Origin of the sequence: Pseudomonas sp. LS.1a, assembly GCF_022533585.1 — a bacterium.
GTDB lineage: Bacteria > Pseudomonadota > Gammaproteobacteria > Pseudomonadales > Pseudomonadaceae > Aquipseudomonas.
In genome coordinates this window covers 1,643,272-1,668,254 of record NZ_CP092827.1, presented here as the reverse complement: position 1 = coordinate 1,668,254, position 24,983 = coordinate 1,643,272, and the positions used below count along the sequence as shown (strand labels likewise).

Annotated in this window: 22 protein-coding genes; 7 read left to right on the top strand and 15 right to left on the bottom strand. The window is 64.4% G+C overall.

The window, feature by feature from the left end; all coding sequences use genetic code 11:
* Positions 1 to 125 precede the first annotated feature (125 nt).
* The 11 genes from MKK04_RS07730 to MKK04_RS07680 form a co-directional block, all read right to left on the bottom strand.
* Positions 126 to 305: a hypothetical protein gene (locus tag MKK04_RS07730; RefSeq protein ID WP_063913828.1), complete on the bottom strand. Its 180-nt coding sequence runs from the start codon at positions 303 to 305 to the stop codon at positions 126 to 128.
* 122 nt (positions 306 to 427) lie between these two features.
* Positions 428 to 1,558, bottom strand: coding sequence for a lactonase family protein (locus MKK04_RS07725; protein ID WP_233687137.1), 1,131 nt, complete (start codon positions 1,556 to 1,558; stop codon positions 428 to 430).
* Positions 1,524 to 1,814, bottom strand: a complete 291-nt coding sequence (locus MKK04_RS07720; RefSeq protein WP_063913826.1) for a DUF5629 family protein — start codon at positions 1,812 to 1,814, stop codon at positions 1,524 to 1,526. The genes MKK04_RS07725 and MKK04_RS07720 overlap by 35 nt, the downstream gene beginning before the upstream one ends.
* Before the next feature lie 72 nt (positions 1,815 to 1,886).
* Positions 1,887 to 4,262, bottom strand: a complete 2,376-nt coding sequence (locus tag MKK04_RS07715) for an efflux RND transporter permease subunit (protein ID WP_207831823.1) — start codon at positions 4,260 to 4,262, stop codon at positions 1,887 to 1,889.
* 20 nt (positions 4,263 to 4,282) lie between these two features.
* Positions 4,283 to 5,302 carry a WD40/YVTN/BNR-like repeat-containing protein gene (locus tag MKK04_RS07710; RefSeq protein ID WP_063913825.1) on the bottom strand — a complete coding sequence of 340 codons (1,020 nt, stop codon included), beginning with the start codon at positions 5,300 to 5,302 and terminating at the stop codon, positions 4,283 to 4,285.
* 267 nt (positions 5,303 to 5,569) lie between these two features.
* On the bottom strand, positions 5,570 to 8,227 hold the full coding sequence (gene pepN, locus MKK04_RS07705; RefSeq protein ID WP_241106430.1) for an aminopeptidase N: 2,658 nt from the start codon (positions 8,225 to 8,227) through the stop codon (positions 5,570 to 5,572).
* Positions 8,228 to 8,239: 12 nt separating this feature from the next.
* On the bottom strand, positions 8,240 to 9,070 hold the full coding sequence (locus tag MKK04_RS07700; RefSeq protein ID WP_241106429.1) for a DUF2797 domain-containing protein: 831 nt from the start codon (positions 9,068 to 9,070) through the stop codon (positions 8,240 to 8,242).
* Entirely contained in the window at positions 9,067 to 9,327 is a 261-nt protein-coding gene (locus tag MKK04_RS07695; RefSeq protein WP_003260154.1) for a YeaC family protein, read from the bottom strand. Before MKK04_RS07695 ends, MKK04_RS07700 begins: the two co-directional genes overlap by 4 nt.
* 13 nt (positions 9,328 to 9,340) lie before the next feature.
* A complete protein-coding gene (locus MKK04_RS07690; protein WP_233694425.1) occupies positions 9,341 to 10,219 on the bottom strand; it encodes a rhomboid family intramembrane serine protease in 879 nt (292 codons plus the stop codon).
* Positions 10,216 to 11,187 carry a metallophosphoesterase gene (locus MKK04_RS07685; protein WP_207831807.1) on the bottom strand — a complete coding sequence of 324 codons (972 nt, stop codon included), beginning with the start codon at positions 11,185 to 11,187 and terminating at the stop codon, positions 10,216 to 10,218. Before MKK04_RS07685 ends, MKK04_RS07690 begins: the two co-directional genes overlap by 4 nt.
* Positions 11,187 to 12,077, bottom strand: a complete 891-nt coding sequence (locus MKK04_RS07680; protein WP_025338255.1) for an NAD(+) kinase — start codon at positions 12,075 to 12,077, stop codon at positions 11,187 to 11,189. The genes MKK04_RS07685 and MKK04_RS07680 overlap by 1 nt, the downstream gene beginning before the upstream one ends.
* Before the next feature lie 88 nt (positions 12,078 to 12,165).
* On the opposite strand from MKK04_RS07680, the gene MKK04_RS07675 reads away from it, so the two are divergent.
* Positions 12,166 to 13,098, top strand: coding sequence for a DUF1853 family protein (locus MKK04_RS07675; RefSeq protein ID WP_241106428.1), 933 nt, complete (start codon positions 12,166 to 12,168; stop codon positions 13,096 to 13,098).
* Between the two features lie 161 nt (positions 13,099 to 13,259).
* Positions 13,260 to 13,805, top strand: coding sequence for a cytochrome b (locus MKK04_RS07670; protein ID WP_207832133.1), 546 nt, complete (start codon positions 13,260 to 13,262; stop codon positions 13,803 to 13,805).
* Here the strand turns inward: MKK04_RS07670 and MKK04_RS07665 are convergent.
* From MKK04_RS07665 to MKK04_RS07655, 3 genes are all read right to left on the bottom strand, one after another.
* Positions 13,796 to 14,686, bottom strand: a complete 891-nt coding sequence (locus MKK04_RS07665; RefSeq protein WP_233687140.1) for a 1-aminocyclopropane-1-carboxylate deaminase/D-cysteine desulfhydrase — start codon at positions 14,684 to 14,686, stop codon at positions 13,796 to 13,798. The two genes, MKK04_RS07670 and MKK04_RS07665, sit on opposite strands and share 10 nt — an antisense overlap.
* Before the next feature lie 154 nt (positions 14,687 to 14,840).
* Positions 14,841 to 16,877, bottom strand: a complete 2,037-nt coding sequence (locus tag MKK04_RS07660) for an NADPH-dependent 2,4-dienoyl-CoA reductase (RefSeq protein WP_207832137.1) — start codon at positions 16,875 to 16,877, stop codon at positions 14,841 to 14,843.
* A 185-nt stretch (positions 16,878 to 17,062) separates the two neighbouring features.
* A complete protein-coding gene (locus tag MKK04_RS07655; protein ID WP_207832139.1) occupies positions 17,063 to 17,512 on the bottom strand; it encodes a tautomerase family protein in 450 nt (149 codons plus the stop codon).
* A 96-nt stretch (positions 17,513 to 17,608) separates the two neighbouring features.
* Here MKK04_RS07655 and MKK04_RS07650 point away from each other — a divergent pair, with 96 nt between their 5' ends.
* The gene (locus MKK04_RS07650) at positions 17,609 to 18,574 is read left to right on the top strand and encodes a GlxA family transcriptional regulator (RefSeq protein WP_241106427.1); all 966 of its coding nucleotides are present in this window, start codon (positions 17,609 to 17,611) and stop codon (positions 18,572 to 18,574) included.
* A gap of 25 nt (positions 18,575 to 18,599) precedes the next feature.
* Here MKK04_RS07650 and MKK04_RS07645 read toward each other — a convergent pair whose 3' ends face one another.
* On the bottom strand, positions 18,600 to 18,923 hold the full coding sequence (locus tag MKK04_RS07645) for a hypothetical protein (RefSeq protein WP_233687143.1): 324 nt from the start codon (positions 18,921 to 18,923) through the stop codon (positions 18,600 to 18,602).
* Positions 18,924 to 19,140: 217 nt separating this feature from the next.
* Here MKK04_RS07645 and MKK04_RS07640 point away from each other — a divergent pair, with 217 nt between their 5' ends.
* The 4 genes from MKK04_RS07640 to MKK04_RS07625 all read left to right on the top strand — a co-directional run bounded on the left by MKK04_RS07640 (position 19,141) and on the right by MKK04_RS07625 (position 24,930).
* The gene (locus MKK04_RS07640; RefSeq protein WP_241106426.1) at positions 19,141 to 19,845 is read left to right on the top strand and encodes a fimbrial biogenesis chaperone; all 705 of its coding nucleotides are present in this window, start codon (positions 19,141 to 19,143) and stop codon (positions 19,843 to 19,845) included.
* 26 nt (positions 19,846 to 19,871) lie between these two features.
* Positions 19,872 to 20,861: a fimbrial protein gene (locus MKK04_RS07635; RefSeq protein WP_207832147.1), complete on the top strand. Its 990-nt coding sequence runs from the start codon at positions 19,872 to 19,874 to the stop codon at positions 20,859 to 20,861.
* 69 nt (positions 20,862 to 20,930) lie between these two features.
* A complete protein-coding gene (locus tag MKK04_RS07630; protein ID WP_207832149.1) occupies positions 20,931 to 23,750 on the top strand; it encodes an ATP-binding protein in 2,820 nt (939 codons plus the stop codon).
* Positions 23,737 to 24,930 (top strand): EAL domain-containing response regulator, encoded by a 1,194-nt coding sequence (locus tag MKK04_RS07625; protein ID WP_207832152.1) that lies wholly within the window; start codon positions 23,737 to 23,739, stop codon positions 24,928 to 24,930. The genes MKK04_RS07630 and MKK04_RS07625 overlap by 14 nt, the downstream gene beginning before the upstream one ends.
* The last annotated feature ends 53 nt before the right edge of the window (positions 24,931 to 24,983 follow it).

Genomic DNA, 24,983 nt, shown 5'->3' with positions numbered 1-24,983 from the left:
ATCAGCACTACACGGCCCCCTGTGGGAGCGGGCGTGCCCGCGAAGCAGACAGCGAGGTGCATGGCACCGGCTTTGCCGGTGTTCGCGGGCACGCCCGCTCCCACAGGGCCCGTGCCAGGCTTGAGTCAGTGGTGGTGCTTGCCACTCAATGCCGCATGGAAGTTGGCACTCTGGCGCAGGTACTGCTCGGTGTAGCTATGGGTTGCGGACGCCTTGCCGCTGCTGTCGGCGTGGGCATGCGTCGGCAATACCACCGAAGCGGAAATGGCGGATGCGGCAATGACCGGGAAGAGATTGAAGTTCATCTGGGCTGACCTCGACGGCGGTGGTTTGACGTTGGCCCGTTTGGGCCTTGGGTCAAACTTACGCCGCCGAAGCCGCAGGCAAAAATTCATTGCGGCAGTATCGATTATCACGCCGATCGATATCACTCGATGAATTTGAGGTCCGACGGTGCATCCTGCTTCAGCGTCTGCACCGTCTCCAACAGCTTGCCGCTGCGTGGATCGCGGCGTATCACCACGATCTGGTTGCTCTTCTGGTTGGCCACCAGCAGGAAGTTGTCACTTGGGTCGAGGGCGAACTCGCGGGGATGATCCCCCTCCACCGAACGGCGCTGCAGGAACGTCAGCTGGCCGTCCTGCTTGCCCACGCTGAACACCACGACCTCGTTGGCCGTGCCGCGGTTGCTTACATACAGGAAGCGCCCGTCTGCCGACAGGTGCAAGCCACCTGCCGCTTTCGCCGCGGCGTCCTGGCGCTCGGTCAGGGGCAGGCGCTGGCGTTCGACCAGGTTGCCGTCCTGCACATCGAACATCACCACTTCGGCGTTCATCTCCAGGGTGAGGTAGGCGTACCGGCCCTTGGCGTCGAACAGCAGGTGGCGCGGCCCGCTGCCCGGCGGCAAATCCACCGACGCGGGGATCGCCGGCGTCAGCGGGTGGTCGGCGCTGGCGCCATCATAGCGGTAGATGAACACCTTGTCGGCACCCAGGTCGCTGGCATAAAGGTGCCGACCGTCCGGTGACAGCACCAGCGAATGCACGTGGGCGCTGGCCTGGCGCTCGGGGTTGACCCCGCTCGCCTTGTGCCGTGCCTGTTGCACCACCGGCTTGAGCTTGCCGTCCCTGGCCACCGGGACCACCACCAGGCTGCCACCGGGGTCGGGCTTGACCGCGTAGTTGGCCACGAACAGATAACGCTGGTCACGGCTAAGGCTGGCATGGGTCGGCTCGTCACCTTGGCTGGGCACCTGGTTGAGGGGCTTGATCTCGCCTTTTGCACTGACGCCGAAACTGCTGACATGGCCGTTCGGGGTTTCATTGACCGCGAACAGCTGGCGTTGATCGGCCGACAACACCAGCCACGAAGGGCTGACACTCTTCACCACTTGCTGCGGCGCAGGGTCGATATGGCCGGTCTTTTCGTCGAACTGATAGCGGTAGATGCCCTGGCTGGCGCCATCGGTGTAACTGCCCACCAGCAAGGTCGCAGCGTGGGCGTTGATAGTCACGCTCATCAGGCTAGCGGTCAGCAGGCTCGTCCAGATCCGGTTCATCTTCGTCATCATCCGGGGCGCGAAAGGCACTCATACAGACTAGCCGATGCTCGCCGTTGGCATCGTCGAGTTGCCACTCGTCACCCACGGCAATGGCAGCTACGATCTGCTCGGGGGTGAAGGACCAACGGCGGAGCTGGCGGCCGTCCATGCATTCGATGGTGAGGCCGGATTCGTCGGAGGTGAAGTCGAAGGCGTGCAGACCGTCGATCAGGAGCATGTCGCAGGACTGCAGGGCGGTGGCGAGGGGGGACATGGGGGTACCAATCTGAAATGAGTGGGCATTATAGCCTTGTGTCGCGATGGGCCGCACAGCGGCCCCCTGCGATCAATGGGCGAAAATGGAGCCCCCTTCCTTGCCCGCCATCTTCTCCGGTTTGATCAGGAACCGCGCCAGCGCCGGCAGCAGCCACAGCGCACCGAACATGTTCCACAGCAGCATGAAGGTCAGCATCAGCCCCATGTCCGCCTGGAACTTGATCGCCGAGAAGATCCAGGTGCACACGCCAATGGCCAGGCACAACCCGGTGAACAGTACCGCCTTGCCGGTCGAGCGCAGGGTCTCGTAATAAGCCTCCTGCAACGGCAACCCGGCGCGCAGGAAGCTTTCCAGCCGGCTGTAGATGTAGATGCCATAGTCCACGCCAATGCCCACACCCAGCGCCACCACCGGCAAGGTCGCCACCTTGACCCCGATGCCCATGTAGGCCATCAGCGCGTTACCCAGCACCGAGGTCAGCACCAGCGGCAGGACGATGCACAGGGTGGCAGCGAACGAGCGGAAGGTAATCAGGCACATCACCGCCACGCAGATGTACACCAGGATCAGGATGGTCAGCTCGGCCGACTTGATCACCTCGTTGGTTGCCGCCTCGATCCCGGCGTTGCCCGCCGCCAGCAGGAACTGCAGGCCTTCCTTGTTGTGGCTGTCGGCAAACGCCTTGGCCACGGCGGTGACCCGCTCCAGGGTTTCGGCCTTGTGGTCGTTGAGGAACACCAGCACCGGCGCCAGCGAGCAGTCACCGTTGTACAGGCCATCGGCGCGGGCGATGGAGTTGTTGAGGATGTCCGGGTTGCGCGACAGGGTTTCCCATTTCAGGCTGCCCTCGTTCATGCCCTTGATCACCTGCTTGGACACGGTCACCAGGGAAATGGCCGACTGCACGCCCGGGGTGTTCTGCATGGTCCACATCAGCTCGTCGATCGGCGCCATGGTCGAGTGGATCGAACAGCTTTCCGGCGGGGTCTTGACCATGATCACCAGCACGTCGGAACTGGTCGAGTAGTTGCTGATGATGAAGTTGTTGTCCTGGTTGTAGCGCGAGTCGGGGCGCAGCTCCGGCGCGCCCTGGTCGAGGTCGCCGATCTTCAGGTTCTGGCTGTACCACAGGCCACCGGCGAAGGCGACCAACGCCAGTGCCACCGACACCGGTGCCACCTTGGCACTGGCGAAGTTCGACAGCAGGCGCCAGAACGGGTGCTCGCGGGTGGCGTCCTGCTTGCTGCGCTCGACGGCCTTCTTGCTGATGCCGACGTAGGAGATGGCTACCGGCAGCAGGATAAGGTTGGTGAACACGATCACCGCCACGCCGATGGAAGCGCCGATGGCCAGTTCACGGATCACCCCGATGTCGATGATCAGCAGGGTGATGAAGCCCACGGCGTCGGCGAGGATGGCGATCATCCCCGGCAGGAACAGCTGGCGGAACGTGCGCCGCGCGGCGGTCAGGGCGTTGTCGGCATCACTCGACTGCAGGGCGATACCGTTGATCTTCTGCACCCCGTGGGAAATGCCGATGGCGAAGATCAGGAACGGCACCAGCATCGAGTACGGATCCAGGCCAAAGCCCACGGCATGCATCAGGCCCAGCTGCCAGACCACTGCCACCAGGGTGGTGATGAGCACGGCGATGGTGCTGCGGATGCACCAGGTGAACCAGTACAACAGCACCCAGGTGATGGCCAGGGCGACGCCGAAGAACATCGCCACCATCACCAGCCCGTCGATCAGGTCACCGACCTTCTTGGCGAAGCCGACGATGTGAACCTTCACGTTGGGGTTCTGCGCCTGGAACTTGTCGCGGATCTTTTCTTCCAGCTGGTGCGAGAACTGCTGGTAGTCCAGCTTCACCTGCTTGCCCGGGTCCTGCGGGTCGGGGTAGCTCTCCAACAGAGGCACATCGACGATGCTGGACTTGAAGTTGTTGCCCACCAGGCGCCCCACCTGGCCTGACTTGAGCACGTTGTCGCGCAGGGTGTCGAGGCTGTCCTGCGAGCCGTTGTAGGTGTTGGGGATCACCTCGCCACCAGAGAAGCCTTCTTCGGTGACCTCGCTCCAGCGCACGCTGGGGCTCCACAGCGACTTCAGCCCGGCACGGTCGACGCCGGGGATGTAGAACACTTCGTCATGGACCTGCCGCAGGGTCTCCATGTAGTCCTTGTCGAAGATGTCGCCGTTGACCGCCTCCACCGAGATGCGCACGGTGTTGCCGAGGTTGGCCAGGTCGTTGCGGTGCTCCATCATCTGCTCGATGAACGGGTGCTGCAGCGGGATCATCTTCTCGAAGCTGGTGGACGGGCGGATCTGCGTGGCCTGCCAGAACAGGAAGATGCTGACCAGTACGCACAGGGCGATGACCACGGGGCGGTTGTTGAAGATCAGGCGTTCGAGCAGCGTGGCCTTGTCCTGGTGATGCGGGTGCATGGTGATGCTCTCCCTGCTGGTCATGGACGCACCTCCTGGTCAGCACCCTGCGGGTCAGCCAGGTGCACGCCACCCTGCCCTACCAGCAGCAGGCCGCCATTGGCCAGGCCGCTGACGCCGGCCAGGGCAATACGGTCGGCGCGGTTGTAGACACTGAAAGTCTGGCCATCATCGGTACTGCGCAGCACGCTGCCGCCATTGCCGACCAGCACCAGGCTGCCATCCTCGACAAGCGTAGCGCCTGCCAGGCCGAATTCGAGGGTGCCGCGTGCAGCCTTGAGTTCGATCGGCTGCCAGCTGTCACCAAAGTCGGTGGAACGGAACAGGTTGCCGCGCAGGCCGTAGGCCAGCAGCGTGCGTGGCTGGGCAGTGCCGATCACGCCGAACAGCGAGCCCTCGTAGGGGCCCTCGACCTTGGCCCAGGTCTGGCCGTTGTCGGCGGAGCGGAACATGCCGCCCTGCTCGCCGACAATGAACAGGCCGGCATCGCGCACCTGGGCGATACCGTTCAGGTGTAGCTGGTCAGGGTTGTCCAGGCGCTCGGCCACATCCTGCCAGTGCTGGCCACCGTCGGTGGTTTCCAGCAAGGCGCCGTAGGCACCCACGGCAAAGCCGTGCCGGGCGTCGAGGAAGGTGATATCGAGCAAGGGCGCTTCACGGGCAAGGTCTTCGAACTGCTTGCTCCAGGTGGCACCGCCGTCACTGCTGGTGAGGATCTGCGCGTCATGGCCGACGGCCCAGCCGCGCTTGTCGTCGAGGAAGAACACCGCGGTGAGCAGTTGCCGGGTAGGCACCCGGGCCTGGGTCCAGGTGCTGCCTTGATCATCGGAGAACAGGATATGACCGCGATCGCCTACCACCACCAGGCGCTTGCCGGCATGAGCGGTATCGATCAGCAGGCTTTGGCTGGCCTTGGTCGATTCGGTGGAGTATTCGTCGGCGGCAGCGGCTTGCACGCTGTCAGCCCACACGCCAAGCCCCAGCGCCAGCACCGCGCCGGCTGCCAGTGGCCAGGCGAAGCGCCTGTTCCGTTCCCTCATGACTGTCCCCCTGTTGTGTTCTTATTTGGTGGGTCAATGCATTGCAGATACTGCGAAAAGCCTGATCTAGAGGCCTGCAATAGCCTGAGGGGATCGTAGCGGGGATGTTTGCGGGAATACAACGGGCGGGGTGTTATGTTTTGTTATCGGCTGTAAAAGCTTCGCGGGTAAACCCGCTCCCACAGGTCCTGCACAGCCCATGAAAGCGGTGCAGTACCTGTGGGAGCGGGTTTACCCGCGAAGAGGTCGGCTCAGGCTACGGAAGGCTTAAGCCAGGCTCTTGCTCACAACCTCATACACATCACTGGACAGCTCACCAGAAGCCAGAATCCGCTCCAGCTCGCCCTTCATCAGGGCCTGACGCGCATCGTCATACTTGCGCCAGCGGGTCAGCGGTGCCAGTTGCCGCGAGGCGATCTGCGGGTTCAGCGCATTCAGCTCGATCACCAGGTCCGCCAGGAAGCGGTAGCCCGAGCCATCCGCCGCATGGAAGTTGACCAGGTTCTGCCCGGCAAAGGCGCCGATCAGCGCACGGACCTTGTTCGGGTTCTTCAGGGTGAACGCCGGGTGCTGCATCAGCGCCTTGACCCGCGCCAGCCCGCCCGGCAGCGTGCTGGCCGCCTGCACGCTGAACCACTGGTCCATGACCAGCGGGTTGTCCTTGAAGTGCTCGGCAAAGGCCTCCAGCGCCTTGGCCCGCTCGGCCTCGAACGGCGAGTTGACCAGCACGGCCAGCGCAGTGAGGCGCTCGGTCATGTTGTCGCAGTGCTCGAACTGCTCCAGGGTCGCCTGCAGTACCTGCGGCTTGCCGCTCTGCATCAGATACGACAGCGCGATGTTCTGCAGGCTGCGGCGGGCGAAGTGCTCGGCCGAGGCCACGTAGGCGGTGCTGCGCGACACTTCGCGGTTGGCCTGGTAGCGCGCCCACAGGGCGGCGAACAACTGCTCGGCGATCTGCTGACGGGCAAACTCGCGGGCGGCGTGGATGGCATCCACGTCGGCCACCTGGCTGATCTCGGTGAGGTAGGCCTCACCCGGCAGCGAGAGCATTTCGGCAACCATGGCCGGGTCCAGCGACTCGTTACCGAGCACAGTGCCCAGGGCAGTGATCAGGCGCTGGTCGAGCTTGAGCGCTTCGCCACGCTGATGCTGGCCAATCAGCTCCTGCAGCACCTGCACCGACAGCTGCTGCCCCGCCTCCCAGCGGTTGAAGCCGTCGCTGTCGTGCTGCATCAGGAACATCAGCTGATCGCGGTCATAGGGGAAGCTCAGCTTGACCGGTGCGCTGAAGCCACGCAGCAGCGACGGCAGCGGCTTGGCCTGGATGCCCTGGAAGGTGAAAATCTGCTCGGCTTCGGTCACCGACAGCACGCGGCTGGTGCCCTGCGCCTTCGCTTCACCGGCCAGTTGCAGCGGCAGGTCGTTGCCTGCGGCGTCCAGCAGGCCCAGCTCCACCGGGATCACGAACGGCAGTTTTTCAGCCTTGTCCGGGGTCTGCGGGCAGCTCTGGCGGAAGGTCAGGCTGTAGGTTTTCGCAGCCGCGTCATAGGCCTCGCTGACTTCAAGGCGCGGGGTGCCGGCCTGGTTGTACCAGCGCTTGAACTGGGTGAAGTCGACGCCGTTGGCGTCTTCCATGGCCTTGATGAAATCGTCGGTAGTCACCGCCTGGCCATCGTGGCGTTCGAAGTACAGGTCACTGCCCTTGCGGAAGCCATCGGCACCCAGCAGGGTACGAACCATGCGCACCACTTCGGCGCCCTTCTCGTACACGGTCAGGGTGTAGAAGTTGGAGATCTCGATGAAGCTGTCCGGGCGTACCGGGTGGGCCATGGGGCCAGCGTCTTCGGCGAACTGGTGAGTACGCAGGTAGGCCACGTCTTCGATGCGCTTGACCGTACGCGAGTTCATGTCGGCGCTGAACTCGGCGTCGCGGAACACCGTGAAGCCTTCTTTCAGCGACAGCTGGAACCAGTCACGGCAGGTGACACGGTTGCCCGACCAGTTGTGGAAGTACTCGTGGGCGACCACGCCTTCGACGCGCTGGTGGGCGGCATCGGTAGCCGTTTCGGCACGGGCCAGCACACAGCTGGAGTTGAAGATGTTCAGGCCCTTGTTTTCCATGGCGCCCATGTTGAAGTCGTTGACCGCGACGATCATGAAGATGTCCAGGTCGTACTCGCGGCCATAGACTTCTTCGTCCCAGCGCATGGACTTCTTCAGGCTGACCATGGCGTGGTCGCACTTGTCGATGTTCTCGGGCTCGACGTAGATGCGCAGGGTTACATCACGGCCGGACTGGCGGGTGAAGCTGTCTTCGACGCACCACAGGTCACCGGCCACCAGGGCGAACAGGTAGGCCGGCTTCATGAACGGGTCTTCCCAGGTCGCCCAGTGGCGGCCGTCTTCGGCCGGCCCGCTGCCGATCGGGTTGCCGTTCGACAGCAATACCGGGTAGCGATGCTGCTCGGCGATGACCGTGGTGGTGAAGGTGCTCATCACGTCCGGGCGATCGAGGTAGTAGGTGATCTTGCGGAAGCCTTCGGCCTCGCACTGGGTGCAGAACATCTTGCCCGACTTGTACAGGCCTTCCAGTGCGGTGTTGCTCTCGGGGTGGATCTTCACGCTGGTGTCGAGGGTGAAGCGCTCGGCCTTGGGCTGCACGGTCAGGCTGTCGGCGTCGAGCTGGTACTCACCCGGCTGCAGTTCCTGGTCATCCAGCGAGGCACGCAGCAGTTCCAGCTGCTGGCCATCGAGTTCCAGTGGCGGCAGGCCGGCACCGCGTGCCGGGTTGCGGCGCATGACCAGTTGTGCGTGAACCAGGGTGTGGTCCTCGAACAGCTCGAAGGTCAGGTGCGTCTCGTCGATCAGGTAATCCGGCGCCTGGTAATCCTTGAGGTAGATCACTTGCGGTTGTTCGGTACGCATGTAGAGGTCCTTTTACTGGAGCACGGCCAGCTGGTAGGCCGTGTACTTGCGAATATTGATCACACCGGTGTCGAAGATCAGGTACTGGCCCTTGATGCCCAGCAGCGTGCCTTCCACTACCGGGTCCTTGTCGAGGTTGAAGCTGACGATCTTTTTCGGGTAGGCCTCGACCGGGTATTTCATCTGTACCACTTCCGCGTCGCGCAGTGGCTGGATCGCCTGCAGGCCAAAGCGGCCCTGCAGTTCGCGCAGGCCATCGGCGCAGGCGTCGAAAACCTGTGCACGAATTGCAACCAGATCGAGTTCCTCGGCGTCGCCTTTGAGCAGGGTGCGCCAGTTGGTGCGGTCCGGCACCTGGCTGCGCAGCAAGTCTTCGACCAGGCCGGACTGCTGGCGAGTGGCCACGCGCACGATCGGCAGGGCCTGGCTGGCGCCCTGGTCAAGCCAGCGGGTGGGCAACTGGGTGGCGCGGGTGATACCGACCTTGATCCCCGACGAGTTGGCCAGGTAGACCACGTGATCGGTCATGCAGAACTGTTCGCCCCACGACGGTTCGCGGCAGGTGCCGGCGTCGTAGTGGCACTTTTCCGGGGCCATGATGCACACGTCGCACTGGGCCAGCCGGGTCATGCACGGGTAGCAGTAACCCTGGCTGAAGCTGGTCTTGGTGCGCTTGCCGCAATGGCTGCAGTGAATGGCGCCGAGGTATTCCAGGCGCAGGCGTTGGCCGATCAGCGGGTTGACCGGCACCTGTGTGTCATCCAGGCGGAAGCTGTACTGCACCACTGGCGCCTGCAGGCTTACCGCCATCTTGCTCAACGAGCCACGCGCGAGTTCGATCAATGTACCGAGTCCGACTTGAACAGAATGTTGGCAATCGGTGCAGACTTCGACGCGCATTCCTGTGGGCCCATGTAGCCGGTGCGCTGGTCTTCGGGCAGGTTTTTCATTTCCCAGGCGATTACCGCCTGCAGCGACAGCTCTTTCTGCTCGGCGGTGAGCTTGCGGCCATCCGACCATTTGCCGATTTCCACGGCCAGTTTCAGGCTCTCGTAAATTTCCGGGGTGATGTTTTCGATCATTTGCGCGAAAGTGGACATAGTGTCTCCTGATTCAAGCCGACAGTTTACGCCGGGCCAGCGCCCCACCCAAGAGCCCGGTCAGGCATCCGATGAGCAGCCCGCCGACATGGGCGGCGTTGGCGATCTGGCCAAGGCCCAGGGTGTCGATCACGCCGCTCAGGCACACCACCAGCCAGATCAGCATCATCACCAGCACGCCCTTGGGCAGGTCGAAGTAACGGTTGGGCGCCCGCCACTGGTACAGCCAGATATGCCCGAGCAGGCCGTACAGCACGCCGGACAGGCCACCGAACAGGCTCGGACCGCTGCTGTAGTGCTGGGCCAGGTTGGACACCAGGCTGAACAGCAGGGTCAGGCCAAGCAGCGCCCACGGGCCCTGGCGCAGTTCGATGCGTTTGCCCAGTTCCCAGTACCACAGGCTGTTCATGGCCAGGTGCAGCACGCCGAAGTGCAGCAGCATGGGCGATACCAGGCGCCACCACTGGCCTTCGTCCAGGCTTTGCGCCAGCGGGCTGAAGTACAGGTAGTCGCCCTGGACGCGGAAGTCGAGGAAGGTGAACCAGCTGATGGTAGTGAAGTTTTCGCCCAGGCCCGTAAGGCCGGCGACGATGAAACACAACAGCAGGATTATGGTGGTGACTTTGCAAGCGCGGGCCTGTTCCGCCAGGGAGGGCCCTTTCGCGGGCATGCCCGCGCCCACAGGGTCGGCGGTGGCTGGCAGGTCGGCATTGCCGTCGGGGTAGCGCTGGTAGAGCTCGCGGACGTCTGCAGCCAGGGTGTCGGGGGCCCAGAGCACCTGCACCTCGCCCTCCTCGCTGACCCGGTGCGGCACCTGCAGGCGCTGCAACAGTTGGACGAAGCCGCTGAGGTCGACCGACAGCGGCAGGCGCATCACTTCGATAACGTTCATTGGTTGGCCTGTGGGCGGTCAACGTCGACCCAGACGAACTTGTGCGGGTCGATGCGGGTTTCATCATCCAGGCGGTAGGCGGCCAGCTTGCCGTAGAGCACGGCGCTGTAGTCCAGGCAGGCCAGGTTGGCGCGGATCGGCGCCGGGCGGCCGCTGCGCCAGTAGTGGCCGACGAACAGCATGGGCTCATCTTCGGCATAGCGCAGCAAGGCGTTCTTCTGGCTGTGGCTGAGTGGGGTGCTGGCGACTTCCGCGGGCAGGGCGTCGGGCTGGAACACGATGTCGCCATAGGTTTGCGGGTCTTCTTCCCAGAACTTGGTGCGGAAGAAGGCGCGGGTCAGGCCGTCGCCGCCAGTCAGGGTCAGGCCGTCCGGCAGGCGCATGTCGGTGCCGCGCAGCAGGCGGTTGCACACGGTGGCGGCAAAGCTGCTGCTCACCGCCGAGGCCTGGATGAAGTGCTCGTCGATGCACCCGTCGGGGTACTGCTGGCGCAGCGGCTCGATCAGCCGCGGGTCCCAGCAGGCATGCACCAGGCGGAAGCGCCCGGCGTCGACGAACAGTGGCAATTCGTAGAACCAGTTGACGAAGTCGTGCCAGTCAGCGGGGTGGTTGGCGAACTGGGTCAGGGTTTCGTCGATCAGCCGGGCGTGGCGCGGCGTATGTTCGCGCACAAAGGCCTTGCCGCTGCCGGGCAGTGCCGGGGTGACCCAACCCAGGGCGTTGTATTCGTGGTTGCCCATGATGCAGAACGCCTGGCCGGCCTCGACCATGTCGTGGACGATGTGCAGCGCCTCGCGGATGCGGGGCCCGCGGTCGACGATGTCGCCAAGGAACAGCGCCTGGCGCCGCGGGTGGCGCCACACGCCGGCCACACGCTTGTAACCGAGGGCGTCGAGCAGGCGTTCAAGGGTCAGCGCACAACCGTGCACGTCACCGATGATGTCGAAACTTCGCGCCGGATCGAGCATCAGTCGTCCCTGCTTCCCAAACGGCTGCCCCAACCGAGCTTGGTGCGGCAGACCTCGTAGTAATTGTGGTCGAGCGGGTGGATCAGGCGCAGCTTCTGCGGCTTCTTGCTCACCGTGATGGTGTCGCCGGGGGCGCAGGTGAAGTGGTTCTGGCCGTCACAGGATACTTGCGGGTAGATCTGCAGGTCCTTGGACACCACGATCTTCAGCTCGCTGTTGCCGTCGACCACGATTGGCCGGCCCGACAGGGTGTGTGGGTACATCGGCACGATGACGATGGCGTCGAGCTTGGGGTGCATGATCGGGCCGCCGGCCGACAGCGCGTAGGCGGTGGAGCCGGTGGGGGTGGCGACGATCAGGCCGTCGGCCTTCTGGCTGCAGACGAACTGGCCGTCGATGTAGATCTCGAACTCGATCATGCGCGTGGACTTGCCCGGATGCAGTACCACGTCGTTCAGCGCATCACCCTGGCCAATGGCTTCGTTATGGCGGCGTACCTCGGCCTGCAGCAGGAAGCGGTTTTCCACCAGGTAATGGCCGTCGAGCACTTCGGCAACCTTCTCTTCCAGCTCGTCGGGGCGGATATCGGTAAGGAAGCCCAGGTTGCCACGGTTGATGCCCAGCACCGGAATGTTGTGCCGGGCCAGGGCACGGGCGGCACCCAGCAGGCTGCCGTCGCCGCCGACCACGATGACCAGGTCACAGACCTCGCCCAGCAGCTTGCGGGTGGAGGTTTGCAGGCCATGGCCGGGCAATACTTCGGCGATGGTGTCCTCGAGGATCACGTGCAGGTGGCGCTCGAGGAGAAATTTTTTCAGTCGGCGAATGGTGTCGAGCACCTGCGAGCTGCCAAGGCGGCCGATGATACCAATATTGCGAAATTGCTCCATGGGGCTCCTGCGAGGCTCTGCGGCGGGTGACTATGCCGCGATTATGGGCGAAACCACCGGGTAGCGGCAAACCGGCTATGCTCGCAGGATGATGCCATTCGCCCTGCTCCACCACCTGCCCCGGCAGCTACGCCGCCCCCACGTGCGCGACCTGGCCTGGGCCCTGCTGTCGCCCCCGTTGCTCAGCACCCCGCCCTGCCCCCAGCGCCACCCGCTGGCAGGCAGCCTGTGGGCGGATCAGCCGCAGCGCCTTGCAGACTGGCTGCAGGCGCTGGATGACGACGACCGCCCATTGCGCGACTGGCTGGCGCAACTGGGCAGCCGGCGCCTGGGGCATTACTACGAACGCCTGTGGCAATTCGCCCTGGGCCAGGCGCCGGGCATCGAACTGCTGGCGGCCAACCTGGCGATACGCGACGGCGGGCGCACCCTGGGCGAACTGGACGTGGTGCTGCGCGACCGCGACGGCGTGCACCACCTGGAACTGGCCATCAAGCTGTACCTGGGCCCGGAACACGCCGGGCAGGACCCCGCCGCCTGGCTGGGACCGGGCTGCCATGACCGACTGGGAAGCAAACTGGCGCACCTGGCGCGGCACCAGTTGCCCATGTCGGCGGGGGCGCACAGCCGCGAGGTGCTGGCGCAGCTGGGGGTGGAGCAGGTGCAGGCACATGTGTGGCTGGGTGGCTACCTGTTCTACCCGTGGCCTGGGCATGCGCAGCCACCGCAAGGCGCCAACCCGCAACATTTGCGCGGGCGCTGGGTGCGGCGACGGGACTGGGCCATGGCTGAAGGGGAACATTGGCAGCCGCTGCAACGGCATGCCTGGCTGGCGCCGGCGCGGGTCGAGGCGATTGAGAGCTGGGCGGTGGAGCAGTTTGCGGCGTGGCTGCATGTGCTGGAGCGGCAGGCACCGGCGCAGTTGCTGGTGAGGTTGGAGCAAGAAGCTGATGGCGCCTGGCAGGAGGTGGAACGGGTGTTTCTGGTGGCTGACAGTTGGCCATTTTCCCCCGAGGCATGATGTCAGCTGTACCGGCCTCTTCGCGGGCTTGCCCGCGAAGAGGCCGGTGCAGACAACACAATTTTCACAGACCTGGCGCAAAGATTTGTTCCCCGTAGCCATTACAGTACTACCTGAGCGCCAGCAAGAGCGCCATTCCGACCTGATGACGAGGACCGATCATGGTTTCATCCACCCCCGCGACCCATTACACGCGCCTGTCCATTGCCCTGCACTGGCTGATGCTGGTGCTGCTGGCCGCTGTCTATGCCCTTATCGAACTGCGTGGCCTGTTCCCCAAGGACAGTGTCGAGCGCAACCTGATGAAGGATCTGCACTTCATGCTCGGGCTCAGCGTGTTCGTGCTGGTCTGGCTGCGCCTGGCCATGCGCCTGAGCAGCCCGACCCCGCCCATCGTGCCCAAGCCAGCGGCCTGGCAGACAGGCCTTTCGCACCTGATGCACCTGGCGTTGTACCTGCTGATGATCATCCTGCCGCTGGCCGGCTGGCTTATCCTCAGCGCCGCCGACAAACCGGTGCCGTTCTTCGGCCTGGAGCTGCCGCACCTGATCGGCCCGAACCCGGACCAGGCCAAGTTCTTCAAAGGCTGGCATGAAAGCATAGGCACTTGGGGATACTGGCTGATCGGCCTGCATGCGCTGGCCGGGCTGTATCACCACTATGTGCAGCGCGACAACACACTGCTGCGCATGCTGCCTTACAAGTAACCGCGCCGGCCCTGCAGGCCGCCGGTGTGCACCACGATCAGGCGGGTGCCGGGCGCGAACAGCCCGGCACCCACCTGCTCTCGCAGGGCCAGCAGAGCCTTGCCAGTGTACAAGGCTTCGAGCGGCACGCCGGTGTGTCGCTCGCAGTCGGCGATGAACGCCAGCAGCTCATCATCGAATTTGCCAAAACCGCCACGGCAGGCGTCGTGCAACTGGTAGCCATGCGCGCCGGCCAGTGTCGCTACCGCCTCCGCCACACCATGATCCCTGGGTACAGCCAATGCGCCATGCACGACATGTGCGCCCGCCTCGGCCATTACCAGGCCGGCCAGGGTAGTCCCCGTTCCGGCGGCCAGCCACCAGGCGTCGTAGCCCGACCAGCCCAGTGCCGCGATTTGCCCGCGCGCCTGCTGCATGAGCAGCGCGCAGCCCTGTGCACCGGCCAGCCCGCCACCCCCTTCGGGGATGCAGTGCCAGCCCGGATAGCGTGCCTGCCAAGGCGCCCAGAAACCCGCTTCGTTTCGCGCGCGATAACCGCCATAGCCCAGCCAGTGCAGTTCCATGCCCAGCGCCTGCAGGTCACGCACGGTTGGCGTGTCCTGGGCGTGGCCGCGCAGCAGGCCGGCGGTGGCGAAGCCGAAGCGCTTGCCGGCGGCGGCCAGGGCGTGCAGGTGATTGGAATGGTTGCCGCCGAGGCTGATCAGGCCCGGTGCGTTGCTGGCCGTGGCGTGCTGCAGGTGATGGCGCAGCTTGAACCACTTGTTGCCGCTGATCAGCGGGTCGATCAGGTCCAGGCGCAGGATGGCGGCTTCGACCTTGGCGGTTTCCAGCCAAGGCAGGGTCAGAGGGCGCAGGGGGGCTTGGGGAAGGTCGAGGAGCATGCTGCGAGTTTACCAGTGAAATCCCGGGGGCGCTTTGCGCCCCCTGTGGGAGCGGGTTCACCCGCGAACATCGGCGCAGCCGGTGCCATGCACCGCGTAGCCCTCTTCGCGGGTGAACCCGCTCCCACAGGGCCGCACAGCGGCCCCGGCAACCTCAGAGCTCAGCCGCCAGTCTCGAACCCTGGTTGATCGCCCGCTTGGCATCCAGCTCCGCCGCCACATCGGCCCCACCAATCAGGTGCACCGACTGCCCCGCCGCCACCAGCCCGTCCTGCAGTTCGCGCAGCGGCTCCTGCCCGGCACAGATGACCACGTTGTCCACCGCCAGCACCTGCGGCTCGCCATCAGCCACGCGAATGTGCAGGCCGGCATCGTCGATGCCCAGGTACTCGACGCTGTTGAGCATCTGCACCCGCTTGTTCTTCAACCCGGTACGGTGAATCCAGCCGGTGGTCTTGCCCAGGCCGTCACCCACCTTGGATTTCTTGCGCTGCAACAGGTACACCTGCCGCGCAGGGGCATGCGGCTCGGCCTTGATCCCGGCCACGCCACCACGCGCCTGCAGATGGGTGTCGATGCCCCACTCCTTCCAGAACGCCTCACGGTCCTGGCTGGTGGCAACGCCCTGATGCACCAGGTACTCGGAAACGTCGAAACCGATACCACCCGCGCCAATCACCGCGACAGCCTTGCCCACCGGCTTGCGCTCGAGCAGCACGTCCAGGTAGCTGAGCACCTTGGCATGCTCGACACCGGGGATGGCCGGCGTGCGCGGAGCGATGCCGGTGGCCAGGATGATTTCGTCATAGCCACCGTCCACCAGGGACTGCACATTGACCCGGGTGTTCAGGCGCAGGTCCACGCCCGTGCTTTTGACCTTGTTGCGGAAGTAACGCAAGGTTTCATGGAACTCTTCCTTTCCCGGCACCCGCTTGGCCACATTGAACTGCCCGCCGATCTCGCTGGCAGCATCGAACAGGGTCACCGCGTGGCCGCGCTCGGCCGCTACCGTGGCTGCCGCCAGGCCGGCCGGGCCGGCACCGACCACGGCAATGCGCTTCACGGCGCGCACGGGCAGGTAGTTGAGCTCGGTCTCGTGGCAGGCGCGCGGGTTGACCAGGCAACTGGTCAGCTTGCCGCCGAAGGTATGGTCCAGGCAGGCCTGGTTGCAGCCGATGCAGGTGTTGATCTCGTCGCCGCGGCCGGCAGCGGCCTTGTTGACGAAGTCCGGGTCGGCCAGGAACGGCCGGGCCATCGAGACCATGTCGGCATCACCCTCGGCCAGCACCGCCTCGGCCACTTCCGGGGTGTTGATACGATTGGTGGTGATCAGCGGAATGTTCACCACGCCACGCAGCTTGGCGGTGACCTTGCTGAACGCCGCGCGCGGCACCTTGGTGGCAATGGTCGGGATACGCGCTTCGTGCCAGCCGATGCCGGTGTTGATCAGGGTCGCGCCGGCGTGCTCGATGGCCTTGGCCAGCAGCTCGATCTCGTCCCAGCTGCTGCCGCCCTCGACCAGGTCGAGCATCGACAGGCGGAAGATGATGATGAAGTTCGGCCCTACCGCGCCGCGCACCCGGCTGACGATTTCCACCGCCAGGCGCATGCGGTTTTCATAGCTGCCGCCCCAGCGGTCGGTGCGATGGTTGGTGTGGGCGGCGAGGAACTGGTTGATGAAGTAGCCTTCCGACCCCATGATCTCGACGCCGTCGTAACCGGCGCGCTGGGCCAGCACCGCGCAATTGACGAAGTCGGCGATCTGCTTCTCGATACCCGCCTCGTCCAGCTCCCTGGGCTTGAACGGGTTGATCGGCGCCTGGATCGCGCTGGGCGCCACTTGGCGTGGGCTGTAGGCATAGCGCCCGGCATGCAGGATCTGCAGACAGATCTTGCCACCGGCGGCGTGCACAGCCTCGGTGACGACGCGGTGCTTGTCGGCCTCCTCCTCGGTGCTGAGCTTGGCCGCCCCGGAATACACCCCACCCTCATCATTGGGCGCGATGCCGCCGGTGACCATCAGGCCGACGCCACCGCGGGCGCGCTCGGCAAAGTACGCCGCCATGCGCTCGAAGCCGCCCGGGCGCTCTTCGAGGCCGGTGTGCATCGAGCCCATCAGGGTGCGGTTGCGCAAGGTGGTGAAGCCCAGGTCCAGCGGGGCAAGCAGGTGCGGGTAGCGTTCGGCGGCCATGGAAAGGTCCCCAGATGGCGTATTCACGGGATGCGGGTGCCGCACCGGCCGGTGGGCCCCGTCGTTTGTCTGCCTGCGACATTAAACAGCCGTTTGAAGGGTCTCAATGATCGAAACTGACAAGTTATTGATCCTGGCGCACAGCGAAACCTGCCGCGAACTCGCAAATCCTCGGCCCACAGTTTCTATGTGCGGGTGTCAAGATGTTGGTAACCGGCAGCACGGGTGAAATCGGCAAGATGCCAGAGACTCCCGTTCGCTCCCCAGGTGCCATCGGCGATGTCGACCAGCTGTATCGAAGTCATCAACATCCTCCCGTCATCCTTCCCGACGCATTGTTCGATGGCCTGGTGCAGGCCCTGCACGTAGTCCTTGCGCATCTGTTCATCGAGCACGCCGGCAGGCACCTTTACCATGACGATGCAGGGAATGGCGTGGGCGTGCATGTTCACCCCGCCACATAGCCAATCACCGCCCCGCACCTCCTCGATGAGCACCCAGCACAGGCTGCGCTGCGGCAGAGCGTCACCTATGTGCTCATGCGCGATTGCTGCCTCGCTGACGCGCTTCAACAGATGCTCGCGTTGCTGCTCGTTGAAAGCCCCGGTCGGTACCTTGATCAGGATATTGGGCATTGCTGAGACCTTTGTGATGAGTTGAAGCGCCATTAGGCCTGGCGCTCCTCTTACGCAAAAGTGTCGGATCCGTCCTCTTTCGAGCATAATCCGACAATGCACGATTTCACCATTCTGGTCATACCGGGGGCATTCGCCGCTAGCGTAGCCTCCACCCTGGATATCCTCGCCACCGCAGCAACCGTTAGCGAGCGACTCGGCCTGGCCGCACCACGCTGGCGGGTTTGCGGCCCGCAACCGGGAGCGGTAGCGCTGGGCCATGGCCTGCAACTGCATGTGCAACCGATCGAACAAAGCACCGATGACCAGTCCTGCTGGGTCATACCAGGAATCGGCGTCAGTGATATCGACCAGCTCGAAAGTCGCCTCGCGGAGCCATGGACCGCTCCCTTTCTCTCTGTACTGAGCGATCACATCGCCAACGGCAGGGAAATTGCCGCGTCATGCTCGGCCGTCTTTCTGCTGCATGCAGCCGGGCTGCTGGACGGCAGAAGGGTAACCACCTCCTGGTGGCTGGCACCGCACCTGCAGAGGCTCGCACCCGGCTGCCGCGTCGACCCGGACTTCATGGTGCTGGCCGATCATCCACTGACTACGGCAGGAGCTGCCTTCGCGCAAACCGACCTGATGCTGCACCTGCTTCGTCGGCGCCTGTCACCTGCAATCGCCGACGCGGTGGGCAAGGCACTGCTGCTCGACCGCAGGCAACTGCAGTCGCCTTTCGTCATCCCTGCCGTACTGGTGCAAGGTAATGCACTGATCTCGCGCCTGATCGCAGAGATCGAGAAGTCACTGCCTGAACTTGCGAGCGTCAAGACACTGGCCGCAAACGTCGGCATGTCCGAGCGGACCCTGGCGCGCCATGTGCACAAGGCAACGGGGCACTCCACCCGGCAGCTCATTCAGCGGGTGCAGTTGCACAAGGCCCGAGCGCTGCTCGAGTCCGGCGAACATTCCGTCGAGGCGATCTCGGCGCTGGTCGGCTACCAGGACCCGACGGCTCTCCGGCGCCTGATGCGCCGCTTGCTCAACGCCACCCCGCGACAATTGCGCCAGCGCTGACTCAGGGGCTGCCTGCCCCATGCCCTCAAGGTGACGTCACGACCACCACGTAATGGCCCTGGGTCAGTGGCTCGCCACGCCCATCGACCAGTCTGTAGGCCTGATCCACCGTGTGCCCCCGGTCGACGCGTACCGCCTTCGCCGGCAGCGCCTGGCCATCCACGCCCTGAACGCCAATGACACTGTCACGCGCCAGCGCCGGGCAGTTATCCATGCGCCAGCCCGCATCGCCGACGGTGGTCGTGCAAGATGGCTCGATGATGCTGCCGGTGAAGTGCAGCATGCCCGAGGCGACGACGGCGCCTGCCTGGGCCTGGCCGACCAAGGCCAGGCAAATTGCGACACTCATTGCGAATCGCTTGCCGCTCATGATTGCCACTCCCCAATACCCAAGGTTGAGCCTATCGGATGGGCGGTGGCCTGCCTGGCTACGCGCGTGAGGCCGTTCACAAAGCAGGAAAATAAACCACACGGCCGTTTAAGAAACGTCTCAAAGCCGGCGGCGGTGCAACTGTCTAGGATGGCCAGGCCCCTCCCAGCCAACCTCACCGGAGCCCTTCCCAACCATGTCGCGATTGCTTCACACCCTCTCGCGCCCGGCCATGGCGGCACTCATCCTGATGTGCCTGGCGCCTACCGCCTGGGCCCAGCTCAAGATCGAAGGCACGCGCCTGATCTACCAGGGCTCGGACAAGGAAGCGAGCATCAATGTGGTCAATCGCAGTGGCCTCGACACAGTCATGCAAAGCTGGGTCAGCAGCCCCGACGAGGGCGGCGATGCCCCCTTCGCGATTGTTCAGCCATTAACCTTGATCCCTCCCAACGGCCAGCAGATGCTGCGGGTGCTGTACGCCGGCCAGGGCCTGCCCGAGGACAGGGAATCGCTGTTCTGGCTGAACATTCTCGAGATCCCGCGCAAACCCGAACAGGCAGATACCCTGCAGTTCGCCATCCGCCAGCGCTTGAAGCTGTTCTACCGCCCTGCCGGCCTGCCAGGCTCGGCCAGCAAGGCGGTCAATGGTCTGGAATGGCGCACGCGTCAGCCTGGCAGGATCGAAGTCAGCAATCCGAGCGCCTTCCATGTCTCGCTGGTCGACCTCCAGCTCGACAGCCCTGGGCAGTCGCACCCGCTTGCGGACTATGTCCTCCTGCGCCCGGGGGAGTCGCTCAGTCTCGAAACGCCCTCGCCCCTGCCAGTGCAGAGTCGCGTGGCGTTCAGCGAGCTGACCGACATCGGCCTGCAGAAGCGACACCACGTCGCGCTGCCGTGAACACACTGCCACAGGATAGCCACCCCATGACCCTGATCCGCAAACACCTGCTGGGCCTGCTCTTTGTCGCCGCCAGCTGCCCCGCCACCAGCTACGCGCTGTCCTGCAAGCTGGACCCGTCCAAGGCGTCGACGCTCAAGGAGGCCCTGGGCACCGCGCTGGCGGTACCGGCCGACGCCCCCGACGGCACGATCATCTGGGAATCGTCGCCACACTCGGTTCCGGTCATCTGTGCCGATGACTATGAAACCGGCGTCAAGGAAGATATCTATTTCTATGTCAACCCGGCCAAGGCCAATATCGGCAAGGGCATACGGGTGGGGATACGCTATGGGTCCCAGACCATCACCCAGACCTCGGGCGCCATCACCACCGGCTACAACTCGCTTCATGGTTGCAACTGGGCGAATTGCGCGGGTTGGGACAAGGCCCGGTTCACCCTGACCTTCACCGTGTTCATTGAAAAATACGGCGCAACGCCAACCAACGGGCAAGCAAGCACGTTGAGCGAATACCGGGTGTTCCAGCTGGACGGCAAGGGCGGCCTCAACCCCAGGCCCGACAGCAACCTCAACTATGTCGTCACCGGCATGAACAACATCCGCTTCGTGCCTTGCTCTCCCGAGTTGACCATCTTGCCGTCAGTGATCAGCTTCCGCCGTGCCTTGGTCAGCTCGGCACAGGTCGGCCAGGTTGCCAGTTCGGCCAGTTTCAGCCTCGATCTGGTCAGGTCCTGCGACACGCCCTACACCGTCGATGCCCGCTTCACCCCGGTTGCCGGCAGCGCCAGTGTCATCGACAAGCTGCTGGTGCCCGGCAACAACAGCTCCGTCGGGATCGCCCTGACCCAGCAGGACAGCAACCAGCCGGTGCCTTTCGACACCTGGTTCAAGCTGGCCGACCTGACCGTGCCGGGCTTGATCCGCAACGAGTTCCGCGCCGACCTGATCTGGCGATCGTCCCCCATCCCCGGTACGTTCGAAGCCATGGCGCTAGTGGACCTGTATTACAAGTAAGCCCTCGGCCAAACGGCCTTTAAGGTTCGTCTGATGTCCAGTTGCCAGCGGCCTGCCTAAATTCGCGGGATGCGACTCAAAGCCTATCTGCAACAGATCAACCCCCTTCTCTCCGACCCCGAGGCGGCGCGCCGCCTGCTTCGGCTACTGGCGGTCGTGCTATCGGCCGGCATTCTCGGCGCGGCCTACAATTTCCTGTCCTTTACCTTCAACACCGACATCGCCCGGCGCCATGGAACCATGAGCAGCGCAATCGCCGAGGCCCATACTTTCTTCACCAACCGCGAGGCACTGCTGGAAAGCCTGAGCCTCGCGGCCGTGCGTCAGGCGGTTCCGGGTGTCACCGCACCGCCCGTGGCACCACACGAGGAAGTGCACCTGCAACTGGGCAGCCAGCTGGACAAGCGCTGGAGCCTGTGGCTGACCCAGCGCATGTGTGCCTACCTCAAGGCCCGGCAGGTCAACCTGCTCTACGTCGACGCAGGGGCTCAGGGCTCCATGCGCTGGCTCTACAACAGCGACGCCCAGGCCTCGCCACCTTCGCCTGCCTTGCTTGAGCAGCTGCGCGATGCGGGGCACCGGCCCACAGCCCCCCGGGAACTGTGGCTGGCCGACCAGGACGCGCCCCGCTCGCGCCTGTTCATCTTCCTGCGCCTTGACGAGCGCGACCCCGATTCTGGCTGGCTGGGCCTGGAGATCGACAGCCAGGCGGTGTCGCCATCACTCGAGGATGCCAGCGCAGGTGAATTCATGATGTTCAACGCTGACGGCATGCTGGTATTCACCAACAGCCCGAACCCGACACTGAAGCGCTCGCGCCCCCAACCCTCGGGTGACAACTTTTTCGGCTTCGCCGGCGCGGGGTTCTTGCCCGAATACCTGGTCATCAGCAAGCCATTGATGTCCTCGGACTGGCAACTGGTCTATGCCATCGACCTGTCCGCCATCCTTGCCGGCCTGTGGCAGCAACTGCTCGGTGCCCTGTTGTTCTGCTTGATCAGCATCACCTTGATAAGGGTGCTGATCCGGCGTTTCGACCAGCGCTTGTTCACCCCCACGGTCGAACGCATCCGCGCGCTGGTGGAAAGCGAGATGTTCAGCCGGGACGTCATCGAAACCGCCCCCGTCGCCCTGTGCGTGCTGCGTCGCAGCGATGGGCAGGTTGTGCTGGAGAACCACCTGGCCCAGCAATGGCTGGGCCAGGACCAGGCTCGCGACGCACGCAGTGCGCGATGGATCGAGCAGGCCTTCGAGCGGCACGAAGGCCAGTGCAGCGACTATTTCGAGAGCGCCGAAGGGCGCCACCTGTACCTGAGCTGCTCGCCAACCCGCTACAAGGGCGAGCAGGTTCTGCTTTGCGCGTTCAGCGACATCAGCGCACGCAAGCAGATCGAGGCCGCGCTGGAGGACGCCCGGCGCGCGGCAGACACGGCCAACGAAGCGAAAACCCAGTTCCTGGCCACCATGAGCCACGAAATCCGAACACCGCTTTACGGCGTGCTGGGCACCCTCGAGCTGCTGTCTCGCACCGTGCTCGACGCCCAGCAGCGCGATTACCTGCGGGCCATCGAAGGGTCCTCGTCAACCCTGCTGCAGTTGATCTGCGACGTGCTGGACGTGTCCAAGATCGAGGCCGGTCAACTGGCCCTTGAACTCAGCGAGTTCAGTGCCCCGGACCTGGTCCGCGAGGTAATCCAGGGTTACAGCGCGGCAGCCGGGAGCAAGGGGTTGCAGCTCTACAGCTGCCTGGACCCGCGCCTGCCGGAGCACCTGATCGGCGACGTCAACCGCATCCGCCAGATTCTCAACAACCTGTTGAGCAATGCGGTCAAGTTCACCGATTGCGGGCGCGTGGTGCTGCGCGCCAGGTTGCTCAACCGCGATGGAGAGCGCTCCTGCCTGTTGTGGCAGGTCTCGGACACCGGCAAGGGCATCGCCGAACAGGACCAGCCATTCATCTTCGACCCCTTTTACCAGACCGAAGGCCATACCCAGGTCATTCCCGGCACCGGGCTGGGGCTGCCGATCTGCCAGCGCCTGACGCAATTGATGAACGGCCAGCTGCGCCTGGTCAGTGAGCTGGGCCTGGGCAGCAGCTTCAGTCTGACCCTGCCCCTGGAAGTCGCCTCAGGCCGCGCCGGCACCCCGTTCAACCTGCTGGCCGAACGCATTCATGTGGTATCGCCGGTACATGAACTGGCCGAAGCCATCAGTGGCTGGCTATGCCGCTGGGGCGCACGCGCCCAGGTCGGCGCCCCGCCACCGGGCAGCGCCATGGCCGGCGAACTGCTGGTCGAGCTGCATCCAGGCAACGTCGAGCGCCGGCTGGTCGCCGAATGGCCCGGCCCAAGCATCCTGGCCAGCGCCCAGGACTGCTGGGAGGCGCGGCACGAGGCTGGCCATTGGCAGGTCAACCTCAACGACCTGGGTGCTCTGCACCATGCCGTCGGCCAGGCTCAGGGCTTGCGTCGTCCCATGGGCCAGGCCGTGCCGGCCCCTTTGACCGAGCGGCTCGGGTTGCGCGTGCTGGTTGCCGAGGACAACGTCATCAACCAGTTGATCCTGCGCGACCAGCTCGAGGAGCTCGGCTGCAGCGTAGCCTTGACCAGCAATGGCGAGCAGGCCCTGCAAGCCTGGCAACGCGAGCATTTCGACCTGCTGCTGACCGACGTCAACATGCCCGGCATGAACGGCTACGAACTGGCCCGAGCCCTACGCCAGCTGGGCTGTACCCAACCCATAGTCGGCGCCACCGCCAACGCCCTGCGCGGCGAGGAAGATCTGTGCCTGGCCGCCGGCATGGATCGCTGCCTGATCAAGCCCTTCAACCTGCAAGCCCTGCTCAACTGCCTGGCCCCGTATCGAGGTAGCCGTCTTGAAGCCCTTTAACATCCTGATTGTCGAAGACCATCCGTTTCAGCATATGTACCTGCAACACCTGTTCAGCGAACTTGGCAGCTTCAACCTGGTAGCGGCCCGGGATGGCCAGGAAGCACTGGAGCGCTTGCGCCAGCATGAAGTCGACCTGGTCCTGACCGACCTGCTGATGCCCGGCATGGACGGTGTGCAGTTCATCCAGCACCTCGCCGGCCTACGCCACAAACCGGGCCTGGCGATCATGAGTGCGGCCTCGCGGCGTATGCTCATGGCGGCGAGCCTGGTGGCCAAGAACCTCGGCGTGGATGTGCTCGGGCTGATCTCCAAGCCAGTCGAGCCCGCCGCGTTGCGCAGCCTGATCGACCAATTGCAGTTGCACCATCAGGCTCCGGCCCGGGAGGCACCGACCATACCCGAGTTCGATCGCCAGACCTTGGTCGAGGCCTTGAACAACCGGGCCTTTCAGGCCTGGTTCCAACCCAAGAAGTCCTTGCACAACGGCCGCATCGTCGCCGCCGAGGCCCTGGTGCGCTGGATGCATCCGGAGCAAGGCGTGTTGCTGCCAGGCACCTTCCTGCCGGCGCTCAACGCCTTCGGCCTGGAGGAAAGGCTACTGTGGGTGATGCTCAAGCAAGCCATGGATGCCCAGGCGCGGTGGCGTGACCGGGGCTATGACATTCCGGTCTCGATCAACCTGCCGACCCACCTGCTCAACAGCCATGACCTGGCCGACCGGCTGCTGGAATTCGTCCTGCACCATCAAGGCGTACCTGGCAAGCTCTGCTTCGAACTGATGGAATGCTCCATTCCCGAAGAGTTAAGCAACTTCTATGCGGGCGCCTGCCGCTTGCGCATGAAAGGTTTCGGCCTGTCCCAGGACGACTTCGGCAAGGGCTACAGCTCCTACATGAGCCTGGTCTCGACGCCCTTCACCGAACTGAAGATCGACCGGGCGCTGGTGCAGCGTTGCGATGAAAGCGAGAGCCTGGCCTCGGCCCTGGCCAGCATCGTCGCCCTGGGCCGCAAGCTCGGGCTCACCGTGGTGGCCGAAGGGGTCGAGACGCCCCAGGAGCTCGAGATGCTACGCAAGGTCGACTGTAACCAGGTGCAGGGCTTTTTGATCTCCCATGCCGTGTCGGCGGAACAATTCCAACGCCTGCTGCACAGCGACGGTCCGCCGTCGGCCTTTTGACCTGCTGTAACTCAGGGCGCCGGCCGGGCATCAAAGGTAACATCTACTGGGTA